Source organism: Pseudomonas lundensis, assembly GCF_001042985.1.
In the GTDB taxonomy this organism is placed as follows: Bacteria; Pseudomonadota; Gammaproteobacteria; order Pseudomonadales; family Pseudomonadaceae; genus Aquipseudomonas; species Aquipseudomonas lundensis.
In genome coordinates this window covers 19046-43172 of record NZ_JYKY01000020.1, presented here as the reverse complement: position 1 = coordinate 43172, position 24127 = coordinate 19046, and the positions used below count along the sequence as shown (strand labels likewise).

18 protein-coding genes and 1 riboswitch are annotated in these 24127 nt (G+C 59.3%); of the genes, 9 read left to right on the top strand and 9 right to left on the bottom strand.

Annotated elements, in window-relative coordinates; genetic code table 11:
- Nucleotides 1–2: 2 nt before the first annotated feature.
- A complete protein-coding gene (locus TU74_RS15955; RefSeq protein ID WP_193790971.1) occupies nt 3–1871 on the bottom strand; it encodes a bifunctional O-antigen ligase/aminoglycoside phosphotransferase family protein in 1869 nt (622 codons plus the stop codon).
- A gap of 157 nt (nt 1872–2028) precedes the next feature.
- Between TU74_RS15955 and msbA the strand changes: the two genes are divergently transcribed.
- Both msbA and hldE read left to right on the top strand, forming a co-directional pair.
- A complete protein-coding gene (msbA, locus tag TU74_RS15950; RefSeq protein WP_048377062.1) occupies nt 2029–3837 on the top strand; it encodes a lipid A export permease/ATP-binding protein MsbA in 1809 nt (602 codons plus the stop codon).
- Nucleotides 3838–4007: 170 nt separating this feature from the next.
- Nucleotides 4008–5429 carry a bifunctional D-glycero-beta-D-manno-heptose-7-phosphate kinase/D-glycero-beta-D-manno-heptose 1-phosphate adenylyltransferase HldE gene (gene hldE, locus TU74_RS15945; RefSeq protein WP_047275041.1) on the top strand — a complete coding sequence of 474 codons (1422 nt, stop codon included), beginning with the start codon at nt 4008–4010 and terminating at the stop codon, nt 5427–5429.
- 47 nt (nt 5430–5476) lie between these two features.
- Here hldE and TU74_RS15940 read toward each other — a convergent pair whose 3' ends face one another.
- The 4 genes from TU74_RS15940 to TU74_RS15925 form a co-directional block, all read right to left on the bottom strand.
- Entirely contained in the window at nt 5477–6445 is a 969-nt protein-coding gene (locus tag TU74_RS15940) for a hypothetical protein (protein ID WP_048377061.1), read from the bottom strand.
- A gap of 41 nt (nt 6446–6486) precedes the next feature.
- Nucleotides 6487–7299, bottom strand: coding sequence for an aldo/keto reductase (locus tag TU74_RS15935; RefSeq protein WP_047273089.1), 813 nt, complete (start codon nt 7297–7299; stop codon nt 6487–6489).
- Entirely contained in the window at nt 7296–8471 is a 1176-nt protein-coding gene (locus TU74_RS15930; protein WP_048377060.1) for an NAD(P)/FAD-dependent oxidoreductase, read from the bottom strand. Before TU74_RS15930 ends, TU74_RS15935 begins: the two co-directional genes overlap by 4 nt.
- Before the next feature lie 106 nt (nt 8472–8577).
- Entirely contained in the window at nt 8578–8910 is a 333-nt protein-coding gene (locus TU74_RS15925) for a DMT family transporter (protein ID WP_047273091.1), read from the bottom strand.
- A gap of 146 nt (nt 8911–9056) precedes the next feature.
- On the opposite strand from TU74_RS15925, the gene waaA reads away from it, so the two are divergent.
- Nucleotides 9057–10358 (top strand): lipid IV(A) 3-deoxy-D-manno-octulosonic acid transferase, encoded by a 1302-nt coding sequence (gene waaA, locus TU74_RS15920; protein ID WP_048377059.1) that lies wholly within the window; start codon nt 9057–9059, stop codon nt 10356–10358.
- On the opposite strand, the gene TU74_RS24710 is transcribed toward waaA, so the two are convergent.
- The 3 genes from TU74_RS24710 to TU74_RS15910 all read right to left on the bottom strand — a co-directional run bounded on the left by TU74_RS24710 (nt 10355) and on the right by TU74_RS15910 (nt 16628).
- A complete protein-coding gene (locus TU74_RS24710) occupies nt 10355–13198 on the bottom strand; it encodes a hypothetical protein (RefSeq protein ID WP_053070022.1) in 2844 nt (947 codons plus the stop codon). The two genes, waaA and TU74_RS24710, sit on opposite strands and share 4 nt — an antisense overlap.
- 26 nt (nt 13199–13224) lie before the next feature.
- The gene (locus tag TU74_RS24705; protein WP_241485578.1) at nt 13225–15054 is read right to left on the bottom strand and encodes a hypothetical protein; all 1830 of its coding nucleotides are present in this window, start codon (nt 15052–15054) and stop codon (nt 13225–13227) included.
- A 137-nt stretch (nt 15055–15191) separates the two neighbouring features.
- Nucleotides 15192–16628, bottom strand: coding sequence for a TolC family outer membrane protein (locus TU74_RS15910; RefSeq protein WP_047291625.1), 1437 nt, complete (start codon nt 16626–16628; stop codon nt 15192–15194).
- A 182-nt stretch (nt 16629–16810) separates the two neighbouring features.
- A riboswitch (TPP riboswitch) is annotated at nt 16811–16916 on the top strand.
- A gap of 154 nt (nt 16917–17070) precedes the next feature.
- Between TU74_RS15910 and thiC the strand changes: the two genes are divergently transcribed.
- Together thiC and cytX are read left to right on the top strand one after the other, a co-directional pair.
- A complete protein-coding gene (gene thiC / locus TU74_RS15905; RefSeq protein ID WP_047291627.1) occupies nt 17071–18963 on the top strand; it encodes a phosphomethylpyrimidine synthase ThiC in 1893 nt (630 codons plus the stop codon).
- Nucleotides 18964–19075: 112 nt separating this feature from the next.
- A complete protein-coding gene (gene cytX / locus TU74_RS15900) occupies nt 19076–20338 on the top strand; it encodes a putative hydroxymethylpyrimidine transporter CytX (RefSeq protein ID WP_048377058.1) in 1263 nt (420 codons plus the stop codon).
- A gap of 57 nt (nt 20339–20395) precedes the next feature.
- Here cytX and TU74_RS15895 read toward each other — a convergent pair whose 3' ends face one another.
- Nucleotides 20396–21142, bottom strand: a complete 747-nt coding sequence (locus TU74_RS15895; protein WP_047279938.1) for an RsiV family protein — start codon at nt 21140–21142, stop codon at nt 20396–20398.
- Between the two features lie 221 nt (nt 21143–21363).
- Here TU74_RS15895 and TU74_RS15890 point away from each other — a divergent pair, with 221 nt between their 5' ends.
- The 4 genes from TU74_RS15890 (at nt 21364) to TU74_RS15875 (ending at nt 24075) form a co-directional block, all read left to right on the top strand.
- Nucleotides 21364–21990, top strand: a complete 627-nt coding sequence (locus tag TU74_RS15890) for an NUDIX domain-containing protein (protein WP_048377057.1) — start codon at nt 21364–21366, stop codon at nt 21988–21990.
- Nucleotides 21981–22433, top strand: coding sequence for a DUF1249 domain-containing protein (locus TU74_RS15885; protein WP_048377056.1), 453 nt, complete (start codon nt 21981–21983; stop codon nt 22431–22433). The genes TU74_RS15890 and TU74_RS15885 overlap by 10 nt, the downstream gene beginning before the upstream one ends.
- 106 nt (nt 22434–22539) lie before the next feature.
- Nucleotides 22540–23355: a 3',5'-cyclic-AMP phosphodiesterase gene (cpdA, locus tag TU74_RS15880; protein ID WP_048377055.1), complete on the top strand. Its 816-nt coding sequence runs from the start codon at nt 22540–22542 to the stop codon at nt 23353–23355.
- A 111-nt stretch (nt 23356–23466) separates the two neighbouring features.
- Nucleotides 23467–24075, top strand: coding sequence for a YqiA/YcfP family alpha/beta fold hydrolase (locus TU74_RS15875; protein WP_048377054.1), 609 nt, complete (start codon nt 23467–23469; stop codon nt 24073–24075).
- The last annotated feature ends 52 nt before the right edge of the window (nt 24076–24127 follow it).

The following is a 24127-nucleotide window of genomic DNA, read 5'->3' as shown; positions in this document are numbered from 1 at the left end:
GCTCAACTGACGGTGCTCCCAGTCTGGCCCAGCTGTTCAATCTGGCGCCTCAAGCGGCCAACGGCAATTTCCGGCGCAAGGCTGGCATAGCCATCGAGCAACGCTTGCAACTGCTCTTCGAACAGCCAGCGGCGGTCTTCGGGGTAACGCTGCATGTGGCGCAGGTTGCGTTGGCGTAAAGCAAGCCTCAAGGGCGACGGGTACAGGTGCAGGTCGGCAATGTCGATCAGGCCAAACTCACCGTCGTCCATCAGTAAGACGTTGCCCAGATGCAGTGAACGGAAGTAAACGCCTTGTTCGTGCAGTAACGCCAGAAACTTGCCGAAACGCTCCACCAGCGCCTGTCGCATCGCGCCGGAGCCCATCGACTGCATCACTTGTCGCAACGTTTGGCCAGGCAATGGCTGATACAGCACGCCGCTGCTGCCGTCGGCAAAGACATACAGGTCCAGAATGGCGGGTGCGGTAATGCCCAGTGCTTGCAGGCGCTCGCTATTGACGGCAAAGCGCTGTGAATAAGGATTGAAACTGCCGGAGGTATAGCAGCGACGCTCGCGGAAGAGTTTCAGGAAATTGCCGTTTTCCAGTCGAAGGACTTTTGGCCCCAGGCCGTCTTCTTCGATCACCTTGGCATTGACTTCAAGCGCTTTGTAATCGGCGTTGCTCAGGCATTTGACCGGTCGGTCTAGGATGGCCTTGAGTCGCTGGCCCACGCTCAATGCAGCGATCAGCGCCAAGGGAATCCACAGCAGGTACCAGTGTTCCTTTGGGCGTGGCAAGATTCCGCCGCCCTCTGTCAGCGAGGCGCCAATGCCGTACACCAGCCAGGCTGAAGCCAGAATGAACAGGGGATTTACGCGATGGCGCCAGCTGTTGTACAGGCCCCAAAGCTGCATGAACGCCCAAGGCAAGAAGCCGATAATTCCGACGTAATACAGTACGCCCAACGCAAAGTTGTGGGGTTCTTTGAGTGAATAGCCAACCCCCGGAAGATCGAACGATACAGGGGCTTCATACCCATATCCGATGAAAGGTTTCTGGGCAATCAGCTCAAGCGCCATCTGCCAAATATCGAGACGAAAGGAACTGCCACGGCTGAAAATTATGTCTGAGAACAGGGTGAAAACCACAATGGCGCCAGCAATGAGCATGCCGACAAGCGCCAGCGATCGACGATTCCAGCAAATGAAACTGAGCCAGATCATGCTCAACACCACCGCCACCAGCGGTGTTCTGGAGCCTGTGGCCAGCAGCGCGGCAAACATGATGAGGCACGCGGGGGCCGCTGCCAGAACAATGGCTTGGCGCTTGCTGGTCATGCCGAGGGTCAGCCAGTAAATGCAAAAGAAACCAAACGCATGGGAACTGAGGAGCGGGTTGTCGAAGGCACCAGTGCCCACCATCCGCGCTTCTGGTGAATAGATGCCGGCAAACACATACAAGTTGTAAACGGTCATCACCAGCGCAACGACGGCGGCGCCGAAGAACACGGGTTGTAGGCTTTCGCTGCGGTATTTGACCAGCAGCGAGCACCCCAAAAACAGCATCAGGATATGCAGCGGAGGCTTCAGCAGGCCGAGCGGACTGTTATCGGTCGGGCTCCAGATCAGGGTGATCATTGCCCAGGCGATAAACGCGAGCATGCCCAGGATCAAGGGCTCTTGAAGCAAGGTCTTCATCTCGCGCGGTCGCAAGAGAAGGGCAATCAGTGTCGGAATACTGAACAAACCGTAATACAGTTTGTGGTGGATGCTGCGGTCGGGCACAAGATACAAATCAGATAGAAGCAAAAAAAGCCCGATAGGCAAAAGCCACAGGCAAATGAAATCGAACATCCGATGTTTTGAGTAGCTCAAGTAACTGAATTGCATGCTGAAAGGTTCATTCCAGGTTTTGGATGACCATATTAACGTAATGGCCATTTAATGTCGTTTTAGGCGTCCTGTGAGACCTTGTCCCAACCGGCTGGCAGTACATCAGAGAAGCTGTGATAAAGTCAGCAACCTTTTTTCACAACTGTCGCGTGATATGACCGAATCCAGCCCCAGCTCAAGCGAATCGAGCTTGAAGATCTATCTGCGCCTCCTCAGTTATGTCCGGCCTTATATCGGTCTGTTTCTGCTGAGCATCATCGGCTTTCTTATCTTTGCTTCCACCCAGCCGATGCTGGGCTACATCCTCAAGTACTTCGTGGATGGCCTGTCCAATCCGGATGCGGTGTTGTTCCCCTCGGTTCCCTACTTGCGAGACTTGCGCCTGCTGCAGGCGGTCCCGCTGCTGATCGTATTGATTGCAGCGTGGCAAGGTTTTGGCTCGTTCCTGGGTAACTACTTCCTGGCCAAGGTTTCGTTGGGCCTGGTTCACGACCTGCGGGTCCAGTTGTTCAACAACCTGCTGGTGCTGCCTAACCGGTACTTCGACAAGCACAACTCGGGGCACTTGATCTCGCGCATCACCTTCAACGTGACCATGGTCACCGGTGCGGCCACCGATGCGATCAAGGTCGTCATCCGTGAAGGCATGACCGTGGTGTTCCTGTTTGCGTCGTTGCTGTGGATGAACTGGCGCCTGACGCTGGTGATGATCGCCATCCTGCCGCTGATCGCGGTGATGGTCAGCACGGCCAGTAAAAAATTCCGCAAACAGAGCAAGAAGATTCAGGTGGCGATGGGCGACGTGACGCACGTGGCGTCCGAAACTATCCAGGGTTACCGCGTGGTGCGCAGCTTCGGCGGCGAGAAGTACGAGCAACAACGCTTCCTGAAAGCCAGCCAGAGCAACACCGACAAACAACTGCGCATGACCCGTACCGGGGCCATCTACACGCCGATGCTGCAATTGGTGATCTACGTGGCCATGGGCATCCTGATGTTTCTGGTGCTGTACATGCGCGGCGACGCCTCGGCGGGCGACATGATTGCCTACATCACTTTGGCGGGCCTGTTGCCCAAGCCGATTCGCCAACTGTCCGAAGTCAGCTCCACTATCCAGAAGGGTGTGGCGGGCGCTGAAAGCATCTTCGAGCAACTGGACGAAAAACCGGAAGTGGACACCGGTACGGTGGAGCGTGATCACGTCAGCGGTCGCCTCGAGGTCCGTCACCTGAACTTCACCTACCCGGACACGGATCGTCAGGTGCTCAAGGACGTCACGTTCACGGCCGAGCCGGGCCAGATGGTGGCGCTGGTCGGGCGTTCGGGCAGCGGCAAGTCGACGCTGGCCAACCTGATTCCGCGTTTCTACCATCACAACTCGGGTGAAATCCTGCTCGACGGCATCGAAATCGAGCAGTACCGCTTGCTCAACCTGCGCCGTCATATCGCGCAGGTGACTCAGCACGTGACCCTGTTCAGCGACACGGTCGCCAACAATATTGCGTATGGCGACCTGGCCGGCGCACCGCGTGCCGACATTGAAAAAGCCGCGCGCGACGCTTATGCCATGGACTTCATCGAGCAACTGCCCCAAGGCCTCGATACACAGGTCGGTGAAAATGGCGTGCTGCTCTCCGGTGGTCAGCGCCAGCGTCTGGCAATCGCGCGGGCCTTGTTGAAAAACGCGCCGTTGCTGATTCTGGATGAAGCGACCTCGGCCCTGGACACTGAGTCCGAGCGCCATATTCAGGCGGCACTCGATCACGTCATGGAAGGGCGCACCACGTTGGTGATCGCGCACCGTCTTTCGACCATCGAGAAGGCTGACCTGATTCTGGTCATGGATCAGGGCCAGATCGTTGAGCGCGGCACCCATACCGAACTGCTGGCGCAAAACGGTTACTACGCGCGCCTGCATTCCATGGGACTGGATGCGCCCCTGACCTCGGGCGATATCGCCTGACCCTGCGCGGGAGACGGGCCTGCCCCTCTCCCGCGTTTGCCCGTGTGTAGGTCGATACGGGTAATGTAAGCCTCGTCTGATTCTCATTCCCCGCGATAAATACCGTGAACTGACCAGCGTTCACCCTGTGTTAATATCGCGCCCCTGTTCATTTTGTATGTGGGTTCTCCATGAAGTTGTCCATGCCGCGATTCGATCAAGCCCCTGTCTTGGTGGTAGGCGATGTCATGCTCGACCGTTATTGGCATGGCGGAACCTCACGGATTTCCCCTGAAGCGCCAGTACCGGTAGTCAAGGTCGAGCAAATCGAAGATCGCCCGGGCGGCGCCGCCAACGTTGCGCTCAACATCGCTGCACTGGGTGCGCCTGCCTCACTGGTGGGCGTGACGGGCGATGATGAAGCCGCCGACAGTCTGGCCAATAGCCTGCAAGGTGCAGGCGTGCGCGCGCTGTTTCAGCGTATTGCCCATCAGCCGACCATCGTCAAGCTGCGGGTCATGAGCCGTCACCAGCAATTGCTGCGCATCGATTTTGAAGAGCCCTTCGCCACGGATGCACTGGCCTTGGGGGCTGAAGTCGACAACTTGCTCGAAGGCATCAAGGTGCTGGTGCTGTCGGATTACGGCAAAGGCGCGTTGAAAAACCATCAAGTGCTGATCCAGGCCGCTCGCGCCAAAGGCATCCCGGTACTGGCTGATCCCAAGGGCAAGGACTTCTCGGTGTACCGTGGCGCCAGCCTGATCACGCCTAACCTCAGCGAGTTCGAAACCATTGTGGGCGGCTGCACCGATGAGGCCGATCTGGTTGCCAAGGGCGCCCGCCTGATGGCCGATCTCGACCTCGGTGCGCTGCTGGTAACCCGTGGCGAGCACGGCATGACCCTGCTGCGTCCGGGCTTCCCGGCCATGCACTTGCCAGCCCGGGCCCGTGAAGTGTTTGACGTGACCGGTGCAGGCGACACGGTCATTTCTACCTTGGCTGCCGCGATCGCCGCGGGTGAAGAACTGCCACACGCCGTCGCGCTGGCCAATCTGGCTGCTGGCATTGTGGTGGGTAAACTCGGTACGGCAGCCATCAGCGCGCCGGAACTGCGTCGCGCCATCCAGCGCGAAGAAGGGTCCGAGCGGGGTGTGTTGAGCCTGGAGCAACTGCTGCTGGCTATCGACGATGCACGTGCCCACAACGAGAAAATCGTGTTCACCAACGGCTGCTTCGACATCCTGCATGCCGGTCATGTCACGTATCTGGAACAGGCCCGTGCCCAGGGCGATCGCTTGATCGTCGCGGTCAACGATGATGCCTCGGTGAGCCGTCTCAAAGGCCCGGGCCGTCCGATCAATAGCGTTGACCGCCGCATGGCGGTACTGGCCGGGCTGGGCGCGGTGGACTGGGTCATCAGCTTCCCTGAAGGCACTCCGGAAAACCTGCTGGCTCAGGTCAAGCCTGACGTGCTGGTCAAAGGTGGCGACTACGGCATCGACCAGGTAGTCGGCGCTGACATTGTGTCGGCCTACGGCGGCACGGTAAAAGTGTTGGGGTTGGTCGAGAACAGCTCGACCACCGCCATCGTCGAGAAAATCCGCGGCCAGTAAGGTGTGCGGGCCTGCCCCGATCTGACTCTTCCCTTGTGGGAGAAGGGTCAGGTTGAGGTGTTTTTGCGTTTCACCACTTTTCTGAATATTTGCCTGGCCTTGCCGGTCAAGCGTTTGAGCCTCGACTCTTTGTCCGGTTCGCTCAAACCCTGCTGTTTGAGCCAGTCCTTCCAGCGAATCCGCTCTTCGCGCACCACCCAGCCTTCCTGAACCGCAAAACTTTCTGCCAGATGCAGGCCACGGGTACTTGCCGCGTGCAATGTGTCTTTGTTCAGGGTGTACAGCTCGGCACACGGCTGGCCATCGGTCAGCGGGATCAGGTACAAATCAGGCCGTTTGCGATCAAGGCGCGCCACCAGTTGATCACCTTCGAGCCGTTCGTCCACATGAAACAGGCTCAGGGATTTGGCTTCTTTGGGCACTTCCAGGCGCAAGTCATAGACCAGTTGCAGCGATGCCGTCGGCAAATGCACGTAGGCCCGCGGACGTTCCAGCAGGGGCTGGCTGCCACAGCGCACGGGACGCGCCGCGCCCGAGTTGGGCGTCAGGCGAAAGGGCAGGGCTTCGCGGTAATGCAGCGCGCTGATGTAGGGGGCTGGCAGCCAGGTCTCGTTGAAGCGTCCGCCGAGCCAGCCTTCGGGGGTTTCCAGCAGGCATTCTTCGGCCACTTCCTGAATGGCGGTGTGCAGCGGCAGATTCACCTCATGGGCCGGGACGTAGCCGGAGATCAGCTTGAGCACCACATCGCCACGATCCTGACGCCGCTGGCGCACCAATACCCAGTAATCGCGGCCCTGCCATTGCAGTGTCAGGCGTACGGACACGCCCAGATTCGCCAGCTCCAGCCCGAAGCGTCCGGTATCGGCCACGTCGACCTGTCGGCGCTTTTGCAGGGTTTGCGCAAAATTGAGCGGCATGCCGACGCTTTGGTAACTCAAGCCTTCGGCAGTGGCCTCGACAAACAGAGCCAGGGTTTTGAAGTCGCTGGGATTCTTGCGGATAAGTGAACGCGGCATGTCGGCTCCTTCTTGCGTCGGGGTCGGCCGCGTCGGCGGCATCAGGGGGTGCGCAACACCTGCGCTACCGTTGCCACGTTGTGGGCCAGGTGCAAAGGATTGATGGTGCCGACAATAGCACTGGCAACCCCATGATGGCCAAACACCAGTTCGAAGCTGGCCCGCACCGGGTCAACCCCCGGGCTCAAGCAGACGTGGCCGCTGGCCAGCGCTTTTTTGACCAGAATTGCCTTGCCATGCGCCGCCGCGTAATCGATAACCGGCTTTTCGGCCTGCTCATTCAGGTTGTACGTGACCATGGCGCAATCGCCGGTTTGCAGGGCTTTCAGCCCGCCTTCAACGGTTTTTCCTGACAGGCCGAAGCCCCGGATCTTACCTTCGCGCTTGAGTTCGGCCAGTGTTTCATAGACCTCGCCCTCATTAAGAATGGCCAGATCATTGCCATCGGAGTGCACCAGCACCAGATCGATGACGTCTGTTTCTAAACGCTGAAGGCTGCGCTCCACGGACTGTCGGGTGTGGGCGGCGCTGAAGTCATGGCTGGACTGGCCGTTGACGAATTCTTCACCGACTTTGCTGACGATCACCCATTCATGACGCTGCCCGCGCAACAGCGGCCCGAGGCGTTCCTCACTGCGGCCATAGGCCGGCGCGGTGTCGATCAGGTTGATCCCCAGGTCGCGCGCGAGCTTGAGCAGCATGCGTGCTTCGTCATCATCCGGGATCTGAAAACCGCTGGGGTATTTCACCCCTTGGTCACGGCCCAGCTTGACGGTGCCCAGCCCCAGCGGGGACACCGACAGGCCGGTACTGCCCAGCGGGCGATGCAGGTCGTGCAAGGTAGGTTGGCTCATGGCAGCAGTTGCTCCCAGGGTGTCTGGCCCAGTGGCGGGCGTGGCAGCTCAGGCAGGGCAGGGGCATGACCCGGTTTGATGCCGTCCTGCTCCAGGGCTTGCAGCACGCGGTCCGAGAAATCCGGTGCCAGCGCCAGTTTGGTGGGCCAGCCCACCAGCAAGCGGCCCTGATCGGACAGAAAGGCGTTGTCCGGGCGCACCAGACCCGATTGCGCGGGTTCAGCACGGTTGACCCGCAATGTGGCCCATTGCGCCTGGCTCAGGTCGACCCACGGCAGCAGGTTGCTCAGCTCTTTTTGCGCCACGGCGATTTGCTCGGCCGGTTCGCGGGCCACCCCGTCGGCCTCGGCAATATCGCCCCCCAGATACCACACCCACTCGCCATTGGCCGCCGGGTGGGTGGTCACGGTAATGCGCGGCTTGGGACCGCCGCCCAGGCAGTGCGCGTACAGCGGTTTGAGGCTCGGCCCCTTGACCAGCACCATGTGCAAAGGCCGCACCTGTTGCGCGGGAACACTGATGCCTGCACCGGCCAGCAGCTCGGCATTACCGGCCCCGGCGCTGAACACGATACGTTGCGCGTGGATGTCGCGCCCGTCGACCCGCAAGCCCACCAGATCGTTGTTCTCGAACAGCGGCTCGATGGATTGCCCTGCGAGCAAGCCATCCCCTGCGAGGTTGGCCAGCCGTTCAATCAGGCTCGGCACGTCGACCACCAGCTCGGCCAGACGGTACACCTTGCCTTTGAAGCGCGGGTCTTGGAGGGCAGGGGGCAATTGCTCGCCCTTGACCTGATCGACACGGCCCCGGACGGCCTTGCTGGCGAAGAAGCTGGTGAGGTTGCCCGCCAGTGTGCCCGGTGACCACAGGTAATGGGCCTGGGACAGGATACGAACGCCGCTTAAGTCCAGTTCCCCGTCACCGGCCAACGCTTCGCGCCAGCGGCGCGGCATGTCGGCAATGGCTTCGGAGGCGCCGGTCAGTGCGCCATGCAGCGCGTACTTGGCGCCACCATGGATGATGCCTTGAGACTTCACACTTTGGCCGCCGCCCAGGCTTTCGCGCTCGACCACTATCGTGGAAAAGCCCTGTTTACGCAGGCGGGCATTGAGCCAGAGGCCGGCGACACCAGCGCCGACAATCAATACGTCGGTGGAAATTACAGATGGCATGGGCGACCTCAGCGTTCAAAGACAAGGCCGGGAGTATACATCCTGATCGCGCCCCTATCAGGCTAACCCTGCGACGCCGCGCTTCAGCGCCACGGCGTGCAGCGGGTTAATGACCGGCGGTTTTGGAAAACAGCTGAATCACCACCACGCCCAGCACAATCAGCGCCATGCCCAGCATGGCCGGCACGTCGAGTTTCTGTCCGTAGATAAACAGTGCGGCAACGCTCACCATCACGATCCCCATGCCCGCCCACACAGCGTAGGCAACCCCGACCGGAATGGTGCGCACCACCAGCGTCAGCATCCAGAACGCCGTGGCGTAACCGGCAATCACCAGCACAAGGGGCAAGGGCGTGCTGAAACCTTTGATCGCTTTCATCGATACGGTGGCAATCACTTCGGCGCAAATGGCGATGGCCAAGTAGTAGTAAGCGTTCATGTTGGAGTCCTGAATGAGGGGCGCAGCAATTTAACAGCACGGCATTCTAGTGATTGTAAAAGTGTGTAGCGGTTTTTATTGCACCTTGCGCGGGCCTTGTTCGGTGCCATCATCGTGGATGTCGTTTTCAAGTAAACTCCGCGCCCATGAATAGAACCCTGTACACCTTGCTGTTTCATCTGGGGCTGCCGCTGGTAGCGATTCGCTTGTGGCTGCGGGCACGCAAGGCGCCCGCTTACGCCAAACGCATCGGTGAACGTTTCGCCCTGAACCTGCCCGTGATGCAGCCGGGCGGGATCTGGGTGCATGCCGTGTCAGTGGGCGAAAGCATTGCTGCCGCGCCCATGATTCGGGCGCTGCTCACACGTTATCCACAGATGCCGATCACTGTGACCTGCATGACGCCGACCGGTTCACAGCGGATCGAGGCCCTGTTTGCCGATGAACCGCGCATTCAGCATTGTTATTTGCCTTACGACTTGCCGTGGGCAGCGGCGCGCTTTTTAGCGCGGGTGCAGCCCAAACTGGCCGTCATCATGGAAACCGAGCTGTGGCCCAACCACATCCACCAGTGCGCCAAGCGCGGGATCCCCGTGGCGCTGGCCAATGCCCGGCTTTCGGCCCGTTCGGCCAAAGGCTATGCGCGCTTCGCCAAACTCACCCGGCCCATGCTCGAAGAAATGAGCTTGATCGCGGTACAGACCGAAGCCGAAGCCGAGCGCTTCCGTCAGTTGGGCGCGCGTCCTGAATGCGTGCAAGTGACCGGCTCGATCAAATTCGATCTGACCATCGACCCGCAACTGCTCACCGCGGCGCGAGCGTTGCGTGAACAATGGCAGGCGCAAGAACGCCCGGTGTGGATTGCGGCCAGCACCCATGAAGGCGAGGACGAAATCATCCTGGCGGCCCATCGACAACTGCTCGGCCACTATCCCGATGCGTTGCTGATTCTTGTCCCGCGTCACCCCGAGCGCTTCAACAGCGTGTTCGAGCTGTGCCAGCGTGAAGGTTTCGATACGCTGCGCCGCTCTACAGCCGCGCCGGTCGGCCTGCACACTCAAGTGCTGCTGGGGGACACCATGGGTGAGTTGTTGTTTTTGTACGCATTGGCCGACAGCGCGTTTGTTGGCGGCAGCCTGGTTCCCAACGGCGGGCACAACCTGCTGGAACCGGCCGCGCTGGGCAAGCCTGTGCTGAGCGGCCCCCACCTGTTCAATTTTCTGGAAATTGCAACGCTATTGCGTCAGGCCGGTGCATTGGAGGAAGTGGACGATGCTCAAGGGCTGGCCATTGCGGTTCGGCGTTTGTTCGAGTTGCCTCAGGATGCACAGCACATGGCTCAGGCGGGTCTGAGTGTGATGCGGGCCAATCAGGGGGCCTTGCAGCATTTACTGGATGGATTGGCGCGTTTGCTATCGCCTATCCATCCGGTGACGCAGAACCCTTAGTGCGCTAAAGGTAAGAACCAGCGCTCGGCCATGTTTTTACCGATTTGACCACGGTGTACGTTCACAATGGCTTGTTCGCTTTGCGCCGTGTTCAGTTGGGAAAAATAACTCAGCTTGCGTTGCTCTTTGGTTTTCAGGTGGGCCACGGTGTAATTCTCTTTAGGCGTGGTGGCGTGCTCGTAGTGAAAGTGGGCATACCACAGGGGCGGCTTGCCCGGCTCACTGATGGAAAACTCTTGAATATAATCCCGCCGTTCACCCGTTAACTGAACGCGCCCTCTCAGGCCCGCAATTTGTACCCGCCTGCCATCCAGCAGGTATTGCAGGTTGCCCTGGGTCGGTGGTAGCTCAAGGCAGAGCTGAAGGCGCAGTGCTTTACCGGTCTGATCCAGTTGCTGGGCCGCGCTATGCATGTCATTGACCAACATTTGATCAGCAGGCAAACGGTCTGTTTCCGGCTTTTCCTGCAGTGCCGCGTTAAGTTCGTCTGCCAATTTGTCGAACTTGGACGCTTCATGGCTGAGGATTTCTTCTATTTCTTCAGGGTGGCGTACCTGGCGCTTGTAGCGTGCGGCCCTGCGTTTGATGTGCTCAAACATCGCGTAGAGCTTGCGCGCCTGGCCCTTAACCACGTCCAGCATGCGTTTGACAATGGGGGCGGCGGGACGTGAAGCCTGGATCTCGACCCATTCCTCCCCGTGCTGTGCATAGGTGGAGAGCAATTTGTTGTCGTACTCGGCGCGTATCTCTATCACCTCAATCGGCCATTCGCCACCCGCCGGAAGAACGCTGCCAATCAAACTGCCTTTGCCGCGCGCATTGATCACCTTGCGTTGTGGCTTGCCGGTTACCGAGGGTGTGCGTTTGCGGGTTTTTTTGCGAGGTTTTGCAGGGGGTTTTATTTCTGCGGCCAGTTGCCCGGTTGCCTCTTTGTAGAGGTCAGTCAGCAGTTGGCGAAGTTTGTTGAAGTAATCGATGTCCAGTTCATCTCTGTTGATCAGTTCGATCCCTTGCAGGGCGTCCAGCGCGTGACCGTAGTGCTCGACAACACTATCCAGCACTTCCAGACGCTTACCGGGCTCAAGCTCAAGGGTGTTGAGTTGGTTATGGGTCTGAACATATTCCTTGAGAGGGTCGATGGCATTGTCGAGGCTGCTTTCAACCTTGATGCCGGCATCGCTCTTGGAGCTGGCAAGCTTGAGACAGTTGAGCAGGAAACTCTTGAGCGCCAGACTGCTGTGTTCTTCTGCAGAGAGGCTCTCGATCAGTTTATTCGCGGCCTCAACCCCTGCGTTGCTCAGGTTGTTTAGTCGTTCGATGAAGCTGTTGCGGGTGTCCAGGTAGTCGACGGCGCGCTCATTAAGTTCTATTTGCACTTTGATGAAATGCAGGAATTCTTGAGGGGCGTTGTGTGCGGCCACTTCCTGTGCGGGGCCAGGGGTGGTGAACTGTGGCCATTGCCGGGCGATCACCCTTTGTTCAGAGGCCAGGCCGAACAACGCTGCGGCGCGATTATCAAATGCCTTTTCCAGCAATGAAATGACCACTTGTTCGCTAAACGGTATGTGCAGTTCGCTGCGCTCGTTAATGCTGTCCAGGAGTTCTTGCAACGCGGTTTGTTGTCGGGCGATGGCAGCTTGGAACTTATCGCGAAACTGCGTCAGTTGTTCAATCGTAAAGCGGGGGTCTTTGCTGGCGTGTAAATAGATGGCTTGCGTGGTGCGCAGGTTATCGTGAAGCGGTTTCTCGTGATCGAAAAAGGCTTCCAGCGTGGCTTTCAGTTCGTTGATCCGTGTCTGTTTTTGCTGTTTGAACGCGGCGATGCGCTTGGGTGGCATCCCGCCGTGCAGGCGCAAGCCCAAATCCAGGGACCAGTTACCATTAGCGTCTGCCCGAACGTTAGGCCCCCTGTGGCGAATACCCGTAGGCGAAACAATGGTGGCATGCCCCTCAGGCTGCAATTCAACTTCGAAGAGCAGCGCTGTGTCGATCAGCACATGCCATTTGCCTTGAATGGAGTACAGCCCTTTGGCGGCTCCGTTGGCGTGGGCGGGTGGAAAGGGTGTAGGTCGGGTGATCTGCAAGGCCACCAGCCGTTCGCGCTGGCTGGGGGTCAGGCGATTGCGAGCGCTGGCAAAGCTGAAGTCCAGGATCGTGCTCTCGCTGTTGGGGAACTCTCCGGGTAAGGCCACGGCGCCCTCATGGATGCGAGGGGGTGGCGGTTCGGGCCACTCTTCGGCAACGCGAGGCGGTGCAAAAGGACGTACGGCGCTTTGTTTCAGTTGTTTTAGCGCTGGCAGACGTTCTGGATTACCCTTCGGAGCCAGGTGCAAGAGCAGTTGGCCGACATTGATCAGCACATCGACCAATGCCAGCTCTCTTTCGTTTGAGTCATGGCTCTCGAGTGCCGGTATGTCGCCAATCGCCGATTGAGCCAGGCCCAGCAGCCAGCCCGCTAACATCAGGGGGCGAGGCAAACCAGGCAGTTGCATAAGGCTGTTGAAAATCAGCCCGCCACCTTCCAGAAAAATACCCCATCGGCTTTCGTTGTTGGAGACGGACGCCGCCTCGGCCTGGTCGATCAGGGCTCTGGCGTTACTCCCGTACAGCGACAGCATCAACTGACCGTTGAGCAAGTACTGCAATAGCTCGTTGTTGGCGCCATTGATTGCGAGTTGGGCAGGTTCGGGAACAGAGAACGGGGCGAACTCATCGCCGACTCCAAACCGCACGATGTGCGGTTCTTTGAAGCCGCCTTTGTCGTAGATCGGGCGGGCGTTGTCGCTCAGCCAGGTGAGCACGCTGTCTTGCAACGCGCCGGGTTCGGCGATTGCGCTCATTAAGGTCGCTCGGGTCGTGAACTCGATCAGGGGTGCGCGTAAAAAGGGCGATAGAGCAGATGCGGGCCTCTCTCCATGCTGTCCGATTCAATGATGAACATGTTGCTGACGACATCCAGCGCCGTTTCTTTTTCTCGCAAAAATCCCAAATGACGAATGACCACTGTTTGCCCATCGACCTGCCGGTCAACCGACAACCGGTTCATCAACGCAGCGACATAGCGGGCGCCCCGGGCGGTCACGCCATTCTCTTTTTTGAGGCTCAATTCCAGCGCCAGCAATGGCAGCTGTAGACGCAGGTACTCGGCGTACAGACGTTGGCGTTCCTGGGCGTCGGGGGTATCACTCAAGAGCAGGCTTTCGAGGTGCTTGGGGTAGACCTCACCGATATTGGCTTGCTCGATCAACCCGTTACGACGGGTGATGTATTCGGGGGTCAGCCAGGCGGGCAGGTCAAACCCTGTTCGATGACGCAGGGTCAAGCGGCCAGTAGGAAGCCCCATCAGGTTTTTCAGGGCCAGTTCGGTCAGGCTCATGTGCACCCGTTCTTCGATGCCGATCGTGCCGGGCAGCCCTGTCACGGTGTGAAATGTCAGCTCAATATCGTTGGGCGCCAACCGGTCTTCGGGGCTCCGATGCTTGGCGTCAGGCTCAAATTTGTGTAAATCGCGTCGCAGCAGTTGATGCAAAACCTCGACGGTATAAACGTGAATATCGGCGATATCACTCAGGAATGTTTTCACTTGATGGTTTTTTTTCGTGCTCGCCAGCGCCAGGCTGAACTGGCGGTAGCGCGCCTGATCCGAGAGTGACGCTTTTTTGAGCCAGTCCGGCAGGTGTTGTTCGAGAGTGGCGAGTGTTTGCGGGTCAGCCTTGGCCGTAGTGAGGAATCGCACAGACGGATCAGCGATGTCCTTGTACACCGCTTGCAATGAGTACCAGCCGATACTCGCCGGTAATTTGAGCCGGATCAGGCTTTCCAGCTGTTGATTGAGTTCGGCGGCACTGCGGGCTTCGAACACGTCGCCATCGAGTTCAAAGCGCTTGGTGTAAATGCTCTTTACGGTCCCGGAAATCCCCAATCTCGTTCCCCAGGCAAGGGTAAATGAATCCCAGGATCTGAACGAACCTATCTGGCCATTTTGGAACCAACAAAGCAATTGGCCAGGGCTTTCGATGAGCATGATTGAGCTCAAACCCGAACGCTCCCCCCCATTGCTGAGGGTGGCCTTGAGCAAATAGGCGCGGGCAGCCTTTGACCCATACTGGGCGAGCCGATTCCTTCTCTCGGGGTAGTCGATAAGTTGCTGGATGGCGCTACGAGTGTCGTTTGTCAGGTCGGGCTGTTGCGCGACGCTGATGGTCAGGTTGTCTCTGAACATATGGCTGAGCCATAGCCAGCGGCTGATACCGGTGTTGGAGGCTGCTGACCAGAAATCACTCAGCGCGTTCTGCAAGCTGATTGGCAGACGCCAGGTCAGTTCTTCGACCACCTCCTTGATGACGTTCATGTCCAGCGTGCCGTCAGCAGGCGCGAGCCTATGAGGTGGGTCGTCGCAAAGGAAATAGGGTTGATTGTTGCGGGGGGTGAAATCCAGCGCTGTGCCATTACCAAGATAGTCCAGCACCATGGGGAAAAAGGGTTGTAAGTCCCAACCCAAGGTGTCACGCGGAACCGCTAGCTTGGTGTGTGTCAGGTCGATTGTCAGAGAGGGGTATTTTTCAACAATCGCTCTGCTCAGCAGGGTGCGTGCCATCGCCTCCAGATCTGGCGGGTCAGCGAACTGAGCCTTGACAGCGCTGGCAGCAGGGGTGAGGGAAACCGGGGCTGGTGTTATTGCAAGGGATGTAGGCATAGGCGTACCTGTTATGGGTTCCAGAAGTCACACGACCGATGCCGTATTAACCACTGCAATTGACAGGTACAGGTGGTAGCGGGGTATGCCGATGAAAACCGGGATCGCAGCCGTAGCCCAGATCCCGGTCAACGGCTTCAGTTGCCTGGTGAGCGCATATTTGCTTCGGCTGCTTGAGCCAGATCGGGCGGCAGGAAGTCTTTGTCGGGGTTGTAGTCGGCTTTCAGGTAACGCGACAGCGCGTCCAGATCGCCGGGGTTCAGCGTGCCGGCGACTTGCTTGAGGCGCAGGTTGTCGAGGATGTAGTCGTAACGGGTGTTGTTGTAATCACGCACCGAGTTGTACAGCTGGCGCTGGGCGTCCAGCACGTCGACGATGTTGCGCGTGCCCACCTGATAACCGATTTCCGTGGCTTCCAGTGCGCTCTGGTTGGAAATGATCGACTGCTTGCGCGCCTGAACCTGTTCGACGTCAGTGTTGACCGCGCGGTGCAGGTTGCGGGTGTTTTCGACCACCTGACGGCGCAAGCCTTCACGTTGCTGTTCGGTCTGATCGAGGCGCGAGTAGGACTCGCGGACCTGCGAACTGGTCAGGCCGCCGCTGTAGATCGGAATGTTCAACTGAATGCCGATGCTGCGCTGCGACACGTCACCGCTGTAGCGCTGCTGCAAGGCATTGGGGTTGCTCAGGCCAAAACCGTCGTTGTCGCCGGTCTTGTACTGCGCCACCGCATCGAGGGTCGGCGCGTGACCGGCCTTGCGTTGCTTGAGGGTTTCCTGCGCGGCGTCCACGGCAAAGTTACTGGCCAGCAGATTGAGGTTTTGCTGCGCGGCGGTTTCCACCCAGATTTTGGCGTTGTTCGGTGACGGCGGCAGGATCGGCAGCGTGTGGCGCATGCCTTCGATCGAGTTGTACTGACGGTTGGTCAGGGTGATCAGCGCCTCGAACGCGTCATCGACCTGGCGCTGTGCCACGATTCGGTTGGCGCGCGAGGTGTCGTAACTGGCCTGGGATTGCAGCACATCGGTTTTGTCCGACAGGCCCACGTCAAAGCGTTCGCGGGACTGGTCCAGCTGGCGCTTGAACGCCGCTTCCTCGGCCTTGGTCGCGGCCAGCGTGTCCTGGGCACGCAACACCGAGAAGTAAGACTCGGCGGTTTGCAGGATCAGGTTTTGTTCCGTGGCCGACAGTTGCAGCGCGGCCTGCTCGTTGACCGATTCAGCGGCTTTTAACTGGAACCAGCGGTCAATGCGAAAGATCGGCTGCGCCAGCGTTGCCTGATACACCACCGCACTGCGTGTAGTGGTCAACGAAGGCTGGTCAATGGAGGTGCGCACGCTGCTCGACTCGGCACCGCCCGACAGGTTGGGCAGCAAGCCGGCGCGGGCCTGCGGCACCACTTCTTTGCGTGCCGCGTAGTCGGCACGGGCGGCCGCCAGGTCGGCGTTGTTATCCACCGCCTCGTGATACACGCTGACTAGGCCTGTCTGGCTGGCCAAGGGGGCCTGGGTTTGCATGGCCATTACGTTGGTCGCACAAGACACGGCGATAGCCAGTGAGAGTTTGCGCAGCATGAGCGATCCCTAGTTCAATAATGCGGAGAAAATAAACTCCCGAGGCCTCGTGTGGCACTCGTGGTGTCAAGACGTAGCGAGTGTAGTAGCGGTGACACCTTGCAACAATGCCGTTGTTGCGACTTTTATCAGGCTGATTATTCCGAGGTTGGCGTTCTGCCTCAGTCTTGTCTAGACTGGCCGGGTTCTTGTCGGGGTGCCTTGCTATGAGGCTGAGATCGAATAATTTCGGATCCCGTTGAACCTGATCAGGTTAACGCCTGCGTAGGGAACAAGATTTCTCGTCACCCGGCGAGTCCTCTTGAGTACCGTCCGGGATCGATTGTTCAAAAAATGATCAATCGTTCGAGGCCGTCACTCAGCACCCAGTCCTTGGGTCAGTCCGTACATTTTTCAGGTTCTCCCTCCGACAATCCGCCTGGATGCAGTCTGGAGAGCCGTGATGAGTACGACAAAACTAAAAAACGCAATTAACCTCAGTGATTCGGCCAAAGTCGATGAACAGTCGGTCAAGCCCTTTACCCGCTCGCAAAAAGTCTACGTACAGGGCTCGCGCCCGGACATTCTGGTGCCGATGCGCGAAGTCAGCCTGGACGTGACGCCCACTGATTTTGGCGGCGAAATCAACGCCCCGGTATTGATCTACGACACCTCAGGCCCCTACACCGACCCGTCGGTGCAGATTGACGTGCGCAAAGGCCTGGGCGATGTGCGCTCGGCCTGGATCGACGACCGAAACGACACCGAACGCCTGCCGGGGCTGAGTTCGAACTTCGGCCAAATGCGCCTTGAAGACGCCGAACTGACCCAACTGCGTTTCGCCCACGTCAAGAACCCGCGTCGGGCAAAGGCCGGTGCCAACGTCAGCCAAATGCACTATGCGCGTCAAGGCATCATCACCGCCGAGATGGAATACGTCGCCATCCGCGAAAACATGAAACTGCAAGAAGCGCGTGCGGCGGGTCTGCTGGACCAGCAACACGCCGGGCACAGCTTCGGCGCCAACATCCCGAAAGAAATCACCCCTGAGTTCGTGCGCGAAGAAATCGCCCGCGGCCGCGCCATTATTCCGGCCAACATCAACCACGTTGAGCTGGAGCCCATGATTATCGGGCGCAACTTCCTGGTGAAGATCAACGGCAACATCGGCAACAGCGCGCTGGGTTCTTCGATCGAAGAAGAGGTGGCGAAACTGACCTGGGGCATCCGCTGGGGATCGGACACCGTCATGGACTTGTCCACCGGCAAGCACATCCACGAAACCCGCGAGTGGATCATCCGCAACTCGCCGGTGCCGATTGGCACCGTGCCGATTTACCAGGCGCTGGAAAAGGTCAACGGCGTGGCCGAAGACCTGACGTGGGAGTTGTTCCGCGACACCTTGATCGAACAGGCCGAGCAGGGCGTGGACTACTTCACCATCCATGCGGGTGTACTGTTGCGTTACGTGCCGCTGACGGCCAAGCGCGTGACCGGCATCGTGTCCCGGGGTGGCTCGATCATGGCCAAGTGGTGCCTGGCGCACCACAAAGAAAACTTCCTCTACACCCATTTCGACGACATCTGCGAAATCATGAAGGCCTACGACGTCAGCTTCTCGCTGGGCGACGGCCTGCGTCCGGGCTCGATTGCCGACGCCAACGACGCGGCACAGTTCGGTGAGCTGGAAACCCTGGGCGAACTGACCAAGATCGCGTGGAAGCACGACGTGCAGTGCATGATCGAAGGCCCGGGCCATGTGCCGATGCAGTTGATCAAAGAGAACATGGACAAGCAGCTTGAGTGCTGCGACGAAGCGCCGTTCTACACCCTGGGGCCGCTGACCACGGACATTGCGCCGGGCTACGACCACATTACCTCGGGCATCGGCGCCGCCATGATCGGCTGGTTCGGCTGCGCCATGCTCTGCTACGTCACGCCCAAGGAACACTTGGGGTTGCCGAACAAGGATGACGTGAAGACCGGGATCATCACTTACAAAATCGCGGCCCATGCAGCCGACTTGGCCAAAGGCCATCCGGGTGCGCAAATCCGAGACAACGCGTTGAGCAAGGCGCGTTTCGAGTTCCGCTGGGAAGACCAGTTCAACCTCGGCCTGGACCCGGACACCGCCCGCTCGTACCACGACGAAACCCTGCCCAAGGACTCGGCCAAGGTCGCGCATTTCTGTTCCATGTGCGGGCCGAAATTCTGCTCGATGAAAATCACGCAGGAAGTGCGCATCTATGCCGCCAACCAGCGCATCGACGCGGTTGACGTTGAGGTGGCCCAAGGCCTGGCCGAGCAGGCCGCGCGCTTCAAGCAGGAAGGCAGTCAGCTGTACAAAAAAGTGTGACGTCAGGGCAGCCCCTGTCGAGGTGTGTCACTGCGCCTCGACGGCGGTTACCTGATCAGACAACGGCCACAGACCCTGACAGGGTTGTCCTCCTCTTTTCGAGACACATTCTTTGAACGTAACCGGCCTGTATTCCCCGGATTCTGCGGTCCCGGCGGACCAGCGTGTCTTCGGTGCACGCGACCTGTTTTCCCTGTGGTTTTCCCTCGGCATTGGCTTGATGGTGTTACAGACCGGCGCGTTACTGGCGCCGGGCCTGGGCCTGTCGGGTGGATTGCTGGCAATCTTTCTCGGCACGCTGGTTGGTGTCGCCTTACTGGCGTCGGTCGGGGTGATTGGCTGCGACACCGGCCTGTCGTCCATGGCCGCGCTCAAGCTCAGCCTCGGCAGTCGCGGTGCGCTGCTCCCGGCGCTGCTCAACGTGCTGCAACTGATCGGCTGGGGCGCGTTTGAAATCATCGTGATGCGCGACGCCGCCAGCCTGCTCGGCGCCCGGGCGTTCAGCGACGCCAGCGTGTTCAGCAACCCGCTGCTGTGGACGTTGTTTTTCGGGGCGTTGGCGACCTTGCTGGCTGTCAGCGGGCCGCTGACGTTTGTGCGCAAAGTCCTGCGCAAATGGGGGATTTGGTTGCTGTTGGCGGCTTGTCTCTGGCTGACGTGGAACCTGTTCTCCAAAGCTGACCTGGGCGCGTTATGGGCGCAAAAGGGCGACGGTTCACTGCCGCTGGCGGTCGGTTTTGACATCGCGATTGCGATGCCATTGTCCTGGTTGCCCTTGATCGCGGACTACTCACGCTTTGGCAAACGCGCGAAAAAGGTCTTTGGCGGCACGGCTGCGGGCTTCTTTTTGGGTAACGTCTGGCTGATGAGCCTCGGCGTGGCGTACACCTTGGCGTTTGCCCCCAGTGGCGAGGTGAATGCGTTGTTGTTGGCGCTGGCCGGGGCAGGGTTGGGGATTCCGTTGTTGCTGATCTTGCTCGACGAGTCGGAAAACGCGTTCGCGGACATTCACTCGGCGGCAGTGTCGGGCGGGGTGTTGTGGCGATTGAAGGTTGAACATCTGGCGTTGGCCATCGGGGGGATCTGCACCCTTATCGCCTGCTTTGCGCCGCTGGCGCAGTACCAGAACTTCTTGTTGCTGATTGGCTCGGTGTTTGCGCCGTTGTTTGGCGTGGTGCTGGTGGATCACTTCCTTGTGCGCAAACGCAGCGCGCAGGTGACCACGGCGTTGTTCTGCTGGCCGGCATTGCTGGCGTGGGCGGGCGGGGTGAGTACTTATCACCTGCTGGCCAATGTGTATCCGGATGTGGGTGCGACCTTGCCAGCGTTGGTGCTGGCGGGGGTATTGCACTGGGCTTTTGGGCGTCGCCGCTAAAAGCCCCTCACCCCAACCCTCTGCCTGTGGGAGAGGGTTGGGGTGGGCTGGGGAGACTCAGCGTTGTGCAGGGAACCACTGCGGCTTGAGAATCCCGTTGAGGCGCGAGTAAGGGATTTTCAGTTCGACATGGCCTTCGGAGTACGGCGCAATGCTGTACACATCGTACTTGAGGACCACATTGTCCTTGAGCAAGGCCACGTGCGGGGTCTGCTGGAACGGCCAGTTTTTGACGAACTCGGGATCGTTACCGAAGCGGGTGCTGATCAACCAGTTGTTGTGCGCGACTTTTCCTGCAGCCCAGAAGGCTTTCTCCTGACCTGGAATCAACATGTCCTGCAAGGTCACTTCCCGCTGATCCTTACGCGAATAGTTGATAAAGCCACGGCCTGGCATGCCGTGCGCGCCACCGGTGTCCAGATAGCTTGACAGCTCAATAATCACCAGGTCGTCATGCTGCTCACGTACCTTGGCCTGCAAATAGCTGCTGTTGCGACTGTCGGCGGTGCGCAAAAACTGTTCGCGGTAGGCATTGAGAGAGGGCGCCAGTTTGTCTTCAGGCGAGAAGACGGTCATTTTCAGCAGGCGGCTTTCGATCAGCGCATCCAGTTTGGGGTCGCCCTGCGGGTGTACGGTGTCGATGTTCACCAGCGGGCAATCCTGGCCCTTGCACCCGGCCTTGAGCTGCTCCGAGGCATCAGGGGTGAAGGCCAGCGGTTTTGGCGCGGACGCTTGAAATACGCTCTGGCATGCGCCCAGGGTCAGGGCGATGCAGGTCAGGGAGGCAAACTTTAAAAGCGACATGGTCGTCCTTCATCAACAAAAGAAAAGCAAAATTATGGAGGTTCGACTGCCTGCGAGGGCATCCGTTCGCCACTAAGCTTAAAGGTGCCAATTAGAGTTGGTTTGCAGGTGATCCGTCTATCCCCGTGTCAGAAAAGTGGCTGCATCGCGGCGTTCATGCGCGTTAGGATGCGCGATGCCGCGGGCCACCCCGGCAGGAATTAGCCAGCAAGAGGTTTGAAATGACGGATACCACGAAGGCGACTACGCCCCGCACAGTCGAGATCGTCAAGCGCGAACAGTGTTTTAAAGGTTTCTACCAACTGGACCGCGTGCACTTGCGCCACGAACTGTTTGCCGGTGGCATGAGCCGTGAGATCAGTCGCGAAGTGTTTGTGCGCCATGATGCGGTTTGCGTGTTGCCCTACGACCCGCAGCGCGACGAGGTGGTGCTGATCGAGCAGTTCCGCGTCGGCGCCATGGGCAAGACCGACACGCCGTGGCTGATCGAGCTGGTGGCCGGTTTGATCGACAAGGAAGGCGAGGTCAATCCTGAAGATGTGGCCCACCGCGAAGGTGAAGAGGAGGCCGGTGTGACCTTCACCTCGCTGTGGCCGATCACCCGCTACTTCCCGTCGCCGGGCGGCAGCACCGAATGTGTGCACCTGTACGTGGGGCGGTGCAGCACCGAAGGCATTGGTGGCTTGCATGGCCTTGAGGAAGAGGCGGAAGATATTCGAGTGACAGTTTGGGCGTACGAAGATGCGCTTCAGGCAGTACGCGATGGTCGAATTTCCAATGCAGCGAGCATCATTGCCCTGCAATGGCTGGCGCTCAATCGCGCCGAGGTGAGGGGGTTATGGTCGTAAACGGGGTGCGCGACCGTTATCGGGTCGACTTGATTGGCTTGCAGGCTGCCTGCGAGGCCAATTACGCGCGCCTGATGCGTTTGTTGCCCGACATGCGCGAGCAGCCTGATGCGCGGCGCATTGCCGTGACCCAGGGCGATCAGATGCTGGGCGTACTGACCCTTGAAGTGATGCTCGACTGCCCGTACACCAGCACCCTGCGCGTGCGTCAGGAACATAGCTTGCCGTGGTTGCCGGTGCCCGAGTTGCAGGTTCAGGTGTATCACGATGCGCGCATGGCCGAAGTGATTGGCGCCGAGCATGCACGACGCTTTCGCAGCATCTACCCTTATCCCAATGACGCCATGCACCAGCCTCACGAAAAAGCTCAGCTCAATGTGTTTCTGGGTGAGTGGTTGAGCCACTGCCTGACGTGCGGTCACGAATACGCACAAGTCAGGTAACACCGCTTCAAGTCGCTGTCGAATCGCGAGGCTGCGATCGACAGCGCAGGCGCTCAGGCTAATGGCATAATCGCGCCCTTCATCGACGCCTCTTGGGAGAGCCGCCTTGCCGAGTGTTTCCACCCTGACCCCTGAAGACCCGGTGCTGCTGGTGCAGCTCTCTGACAGCCACTTGTTTGCTGACGCAAACGGCTCCCTGCTGGGGCTTAACACCGCGCGCAGCCTGCAACAGGTGATCGACCTGGTCAGTGCCGAGCAGCCGGCTGTCGACGTGTTGCTGGCCACCGGCGATCTGGCCCAGGACGGCAGCGTCGCGGCCTACCAGTATTTTCGACAGGCCACCGCCGCCTTGGCGCCCGTGGCGCGCTGGATTCCGGGCAACCATGACGATGTTCAGCAGATGCGCGAGGCGGCCATTCAAAGCCGGCTGATGGAGCCGCGTGTCGATGTTGGCAACTGGCGCATCACGTTGTTGCATTCCAACGTGCTGAATAAAAGCCATGGTTATCTGGAGGACGACCAACTCCAGCGACTGGCGCAATTACTGAGCGAAGCGCCGGAACGTCATCACTTGGTTTGCCTGCATCATCATCCGGTCCCGGTAGGTTGCCAGTGGATTGAGCCCATCGGCCTGCTCAACGCTGATGCGTTCTGGGCGGTGGTGGACCGCTTCCCACAGGCCAAAGCGGTGTTGTGGGGGCATGTGCATCAGCCTTTCGATCAGCAGCGCAAGGCGGTCAGGTTGCTGGCCACCCCTTCGACCTGTTTCCAGTTCGCGCCCCACAGCGAGGATTTCAAGGTCAGCAGCGAGGCGCCCGGCTACCGCTGGCTGCAGCTGAACCCTGATGGCACTTTGCATACCGGGATCTCGCGGGTGGCGCACTTTGACTTCGAACCCGACTACTCCCAAGACAAATATTGACCACTGGACAAACTTACAGATGATGGGTCGAGTCATTCACCCCGAGTCAGGCTAAACTGCGCGTCTTTCTCAAGGCTGTGTCTGGCTGAATTTGTACTCGGGAGTAATGGCATGTCGGGTTCCATCTTGTATATCCACGGTTTCAACAGCGCGCCCGAGTCCAAAAAGGCTTCGCAGTTGACGTCGGTGATGCAGCAAATGGGTCTTGGTGAGCAACTGCGTGTGCCAGCCCTGCACCATCACCCGCGACAGGCGATCGCACAGCTTGAGGCCGCCATTGGCGAGCTGGGCAGCCCGCTGCTGGTGGGCAGCTCCCTCGGCGGCTACTATGCGACCTGGCTTGCCGAGCGCCACGGCCTCAAAGCCTTGCTGGTCAACCCGGCCGTCAGCCCGCACCGCATGTTTGACGGTTATCTGGGCACCCAGACCAACCTGTACAGCGGCGAGACCTGGGAGCTGACCCACGATCACGTGAACGCCCTGGCCGCGCTTGAAGTCCCGGCGCCCCGCGATCCGCAGCGCATTCAAGTGTGGCTGCAGACCGCCGATGAAACCCTCGACTACCGCTACGCTGAAACGTACTACGCAGCGTGTGCCTTGCGCATTCAGGCCGGGGGCGATCACAGTTATCAAGGTTTTGCCCGGCAACTGCCCGCGCTGCTGAGCTTTGCCGGAGTAGCAGCAGAACAGTACCAGGCCATCGACTTCGCGGCCCTGTGAGGCACCGGCGAATGGCCTTTATTTTCTTTATTTACGACTGACGACGAGACCC

What these genes read in the sequence shown, in the direction of transcription:
- TU74_RS15955 (WP_193790971.1), bottom strand. Translation starts at nt 1,871, where the DNA reads ATGCAATTCAGTTACTTGAGCTACTCAAAACATCGGATGTTCGATTTC.
- msbA (WP_048377062.1), top strand. Translation starts at nt 2,029, where the DNA reads ATGACCGAATCCAGCCCCAGCTCAAGCGAATCGAGCTTGAAGATCTAT.
- hldE (WP_047275041.1), top strand. Translation starts at nt 4,008, where the DNA reads ATGAAGTTGTCCATGCCGCGATTCGATCAAGCCCCTGTCTTGGTGGTA.
- TU74_RS15940 (WP_048377061.1), bottom strand. Translation starts at nt 6,445, where the DNA reads ATGCCGCGTTCACTTATCCGCAAGAATCCCAGCGACTTCAAAACCCTG.
- TU74_RS15935 (WP_047273089.1), bottom strand. Translation starts at nt 7,299, where the DNA reads ATGAGCCAACCTACCTTGCACGACCTGCATCGCCCGCTGGGCAGTACC.
- TU74_RS15930 (WP_048377060.1), bottom strand. Translation starts at nt 8,471, where the DNA reads ATGCCATCTGTAATTTCCACCGACGTATTGATTGTCGGCGCTGGTGTC.
- TU74_RS15925 (WP_047273091.1), bottom strand. Translation starts at nt 8,910, where the DNA reads ATGAACGCTTACTACTACTTGGCCATCGCCATTTGCGCCGAAGTGATT.
- waaA (WP_048377059.1), top strand. Translation starts at nt 9,057, where the DNA reads ATGAATAGAACCCTGTACACCTTGCTGTTTCATCTGGGGCTGCCGCTG.
- TU74_RS24710 (WP_053070022.1), bottom strand. Translation starts at nt 13,198, where the DNA reads ATGAGCGCAATCGCCGAACCCGGCGCGTTGCAAGACAGCGTGCTCACC.
- TU74_RS24705 (WP_241485578.1), bottom strand. Translation starts at nt 15,054, where the DNA reads ATGCCTACATCCCTTGCAATAACACCAGCCCCGGTTTCCCTCACCCCT.
- TU74_RS15910 (WP_047291625.1), bottom strand. Translation starts at nt 16,628, where the DNA reads ATGCTGCGCAAACTCTCACTGGCTATCGCCGTGTCTTGTGCGACCAAC.
- thiC (WP_047291627.1), top strand. Translation starts at nt 17,071, where the DNA reads ATGAGTACGACAAAACTAAAAAACGCAATTAACCTCAGTGATTCGGCC.
- TU74_RS15895 (WP_047279938.1), bottom strand. Translation starts at nt 21,142, where the DNA reads ATGTCGCTTTTAAAGTTTGCCTCCCTGACCTGCATCGCCCTGACCCTG.
- TU74_RS15890 (WP_048377057.1), top strand. Translation starts at nt 21,364, where the DNA reads ATGACGGATACCACGAAGGCGACTACGCCCCGCACAGTCGAGATCGTC.
- TU74_RS15885 (WP_048377056.1), top strand. Translation starts at nt 21,981, where the DNA reads ATGGTCGTAAACGGGGTGCGCGACCGTTATCGGGTCGACTTGATTGGC.
- TU74_RS15875 (WP_048377054.1), top strand. Translation starts at nt 23,467, where the DNA reads ATGTCGGGTTCCATCTTGTATATCCACGGTTTCAACAGCGCGCCCGAG.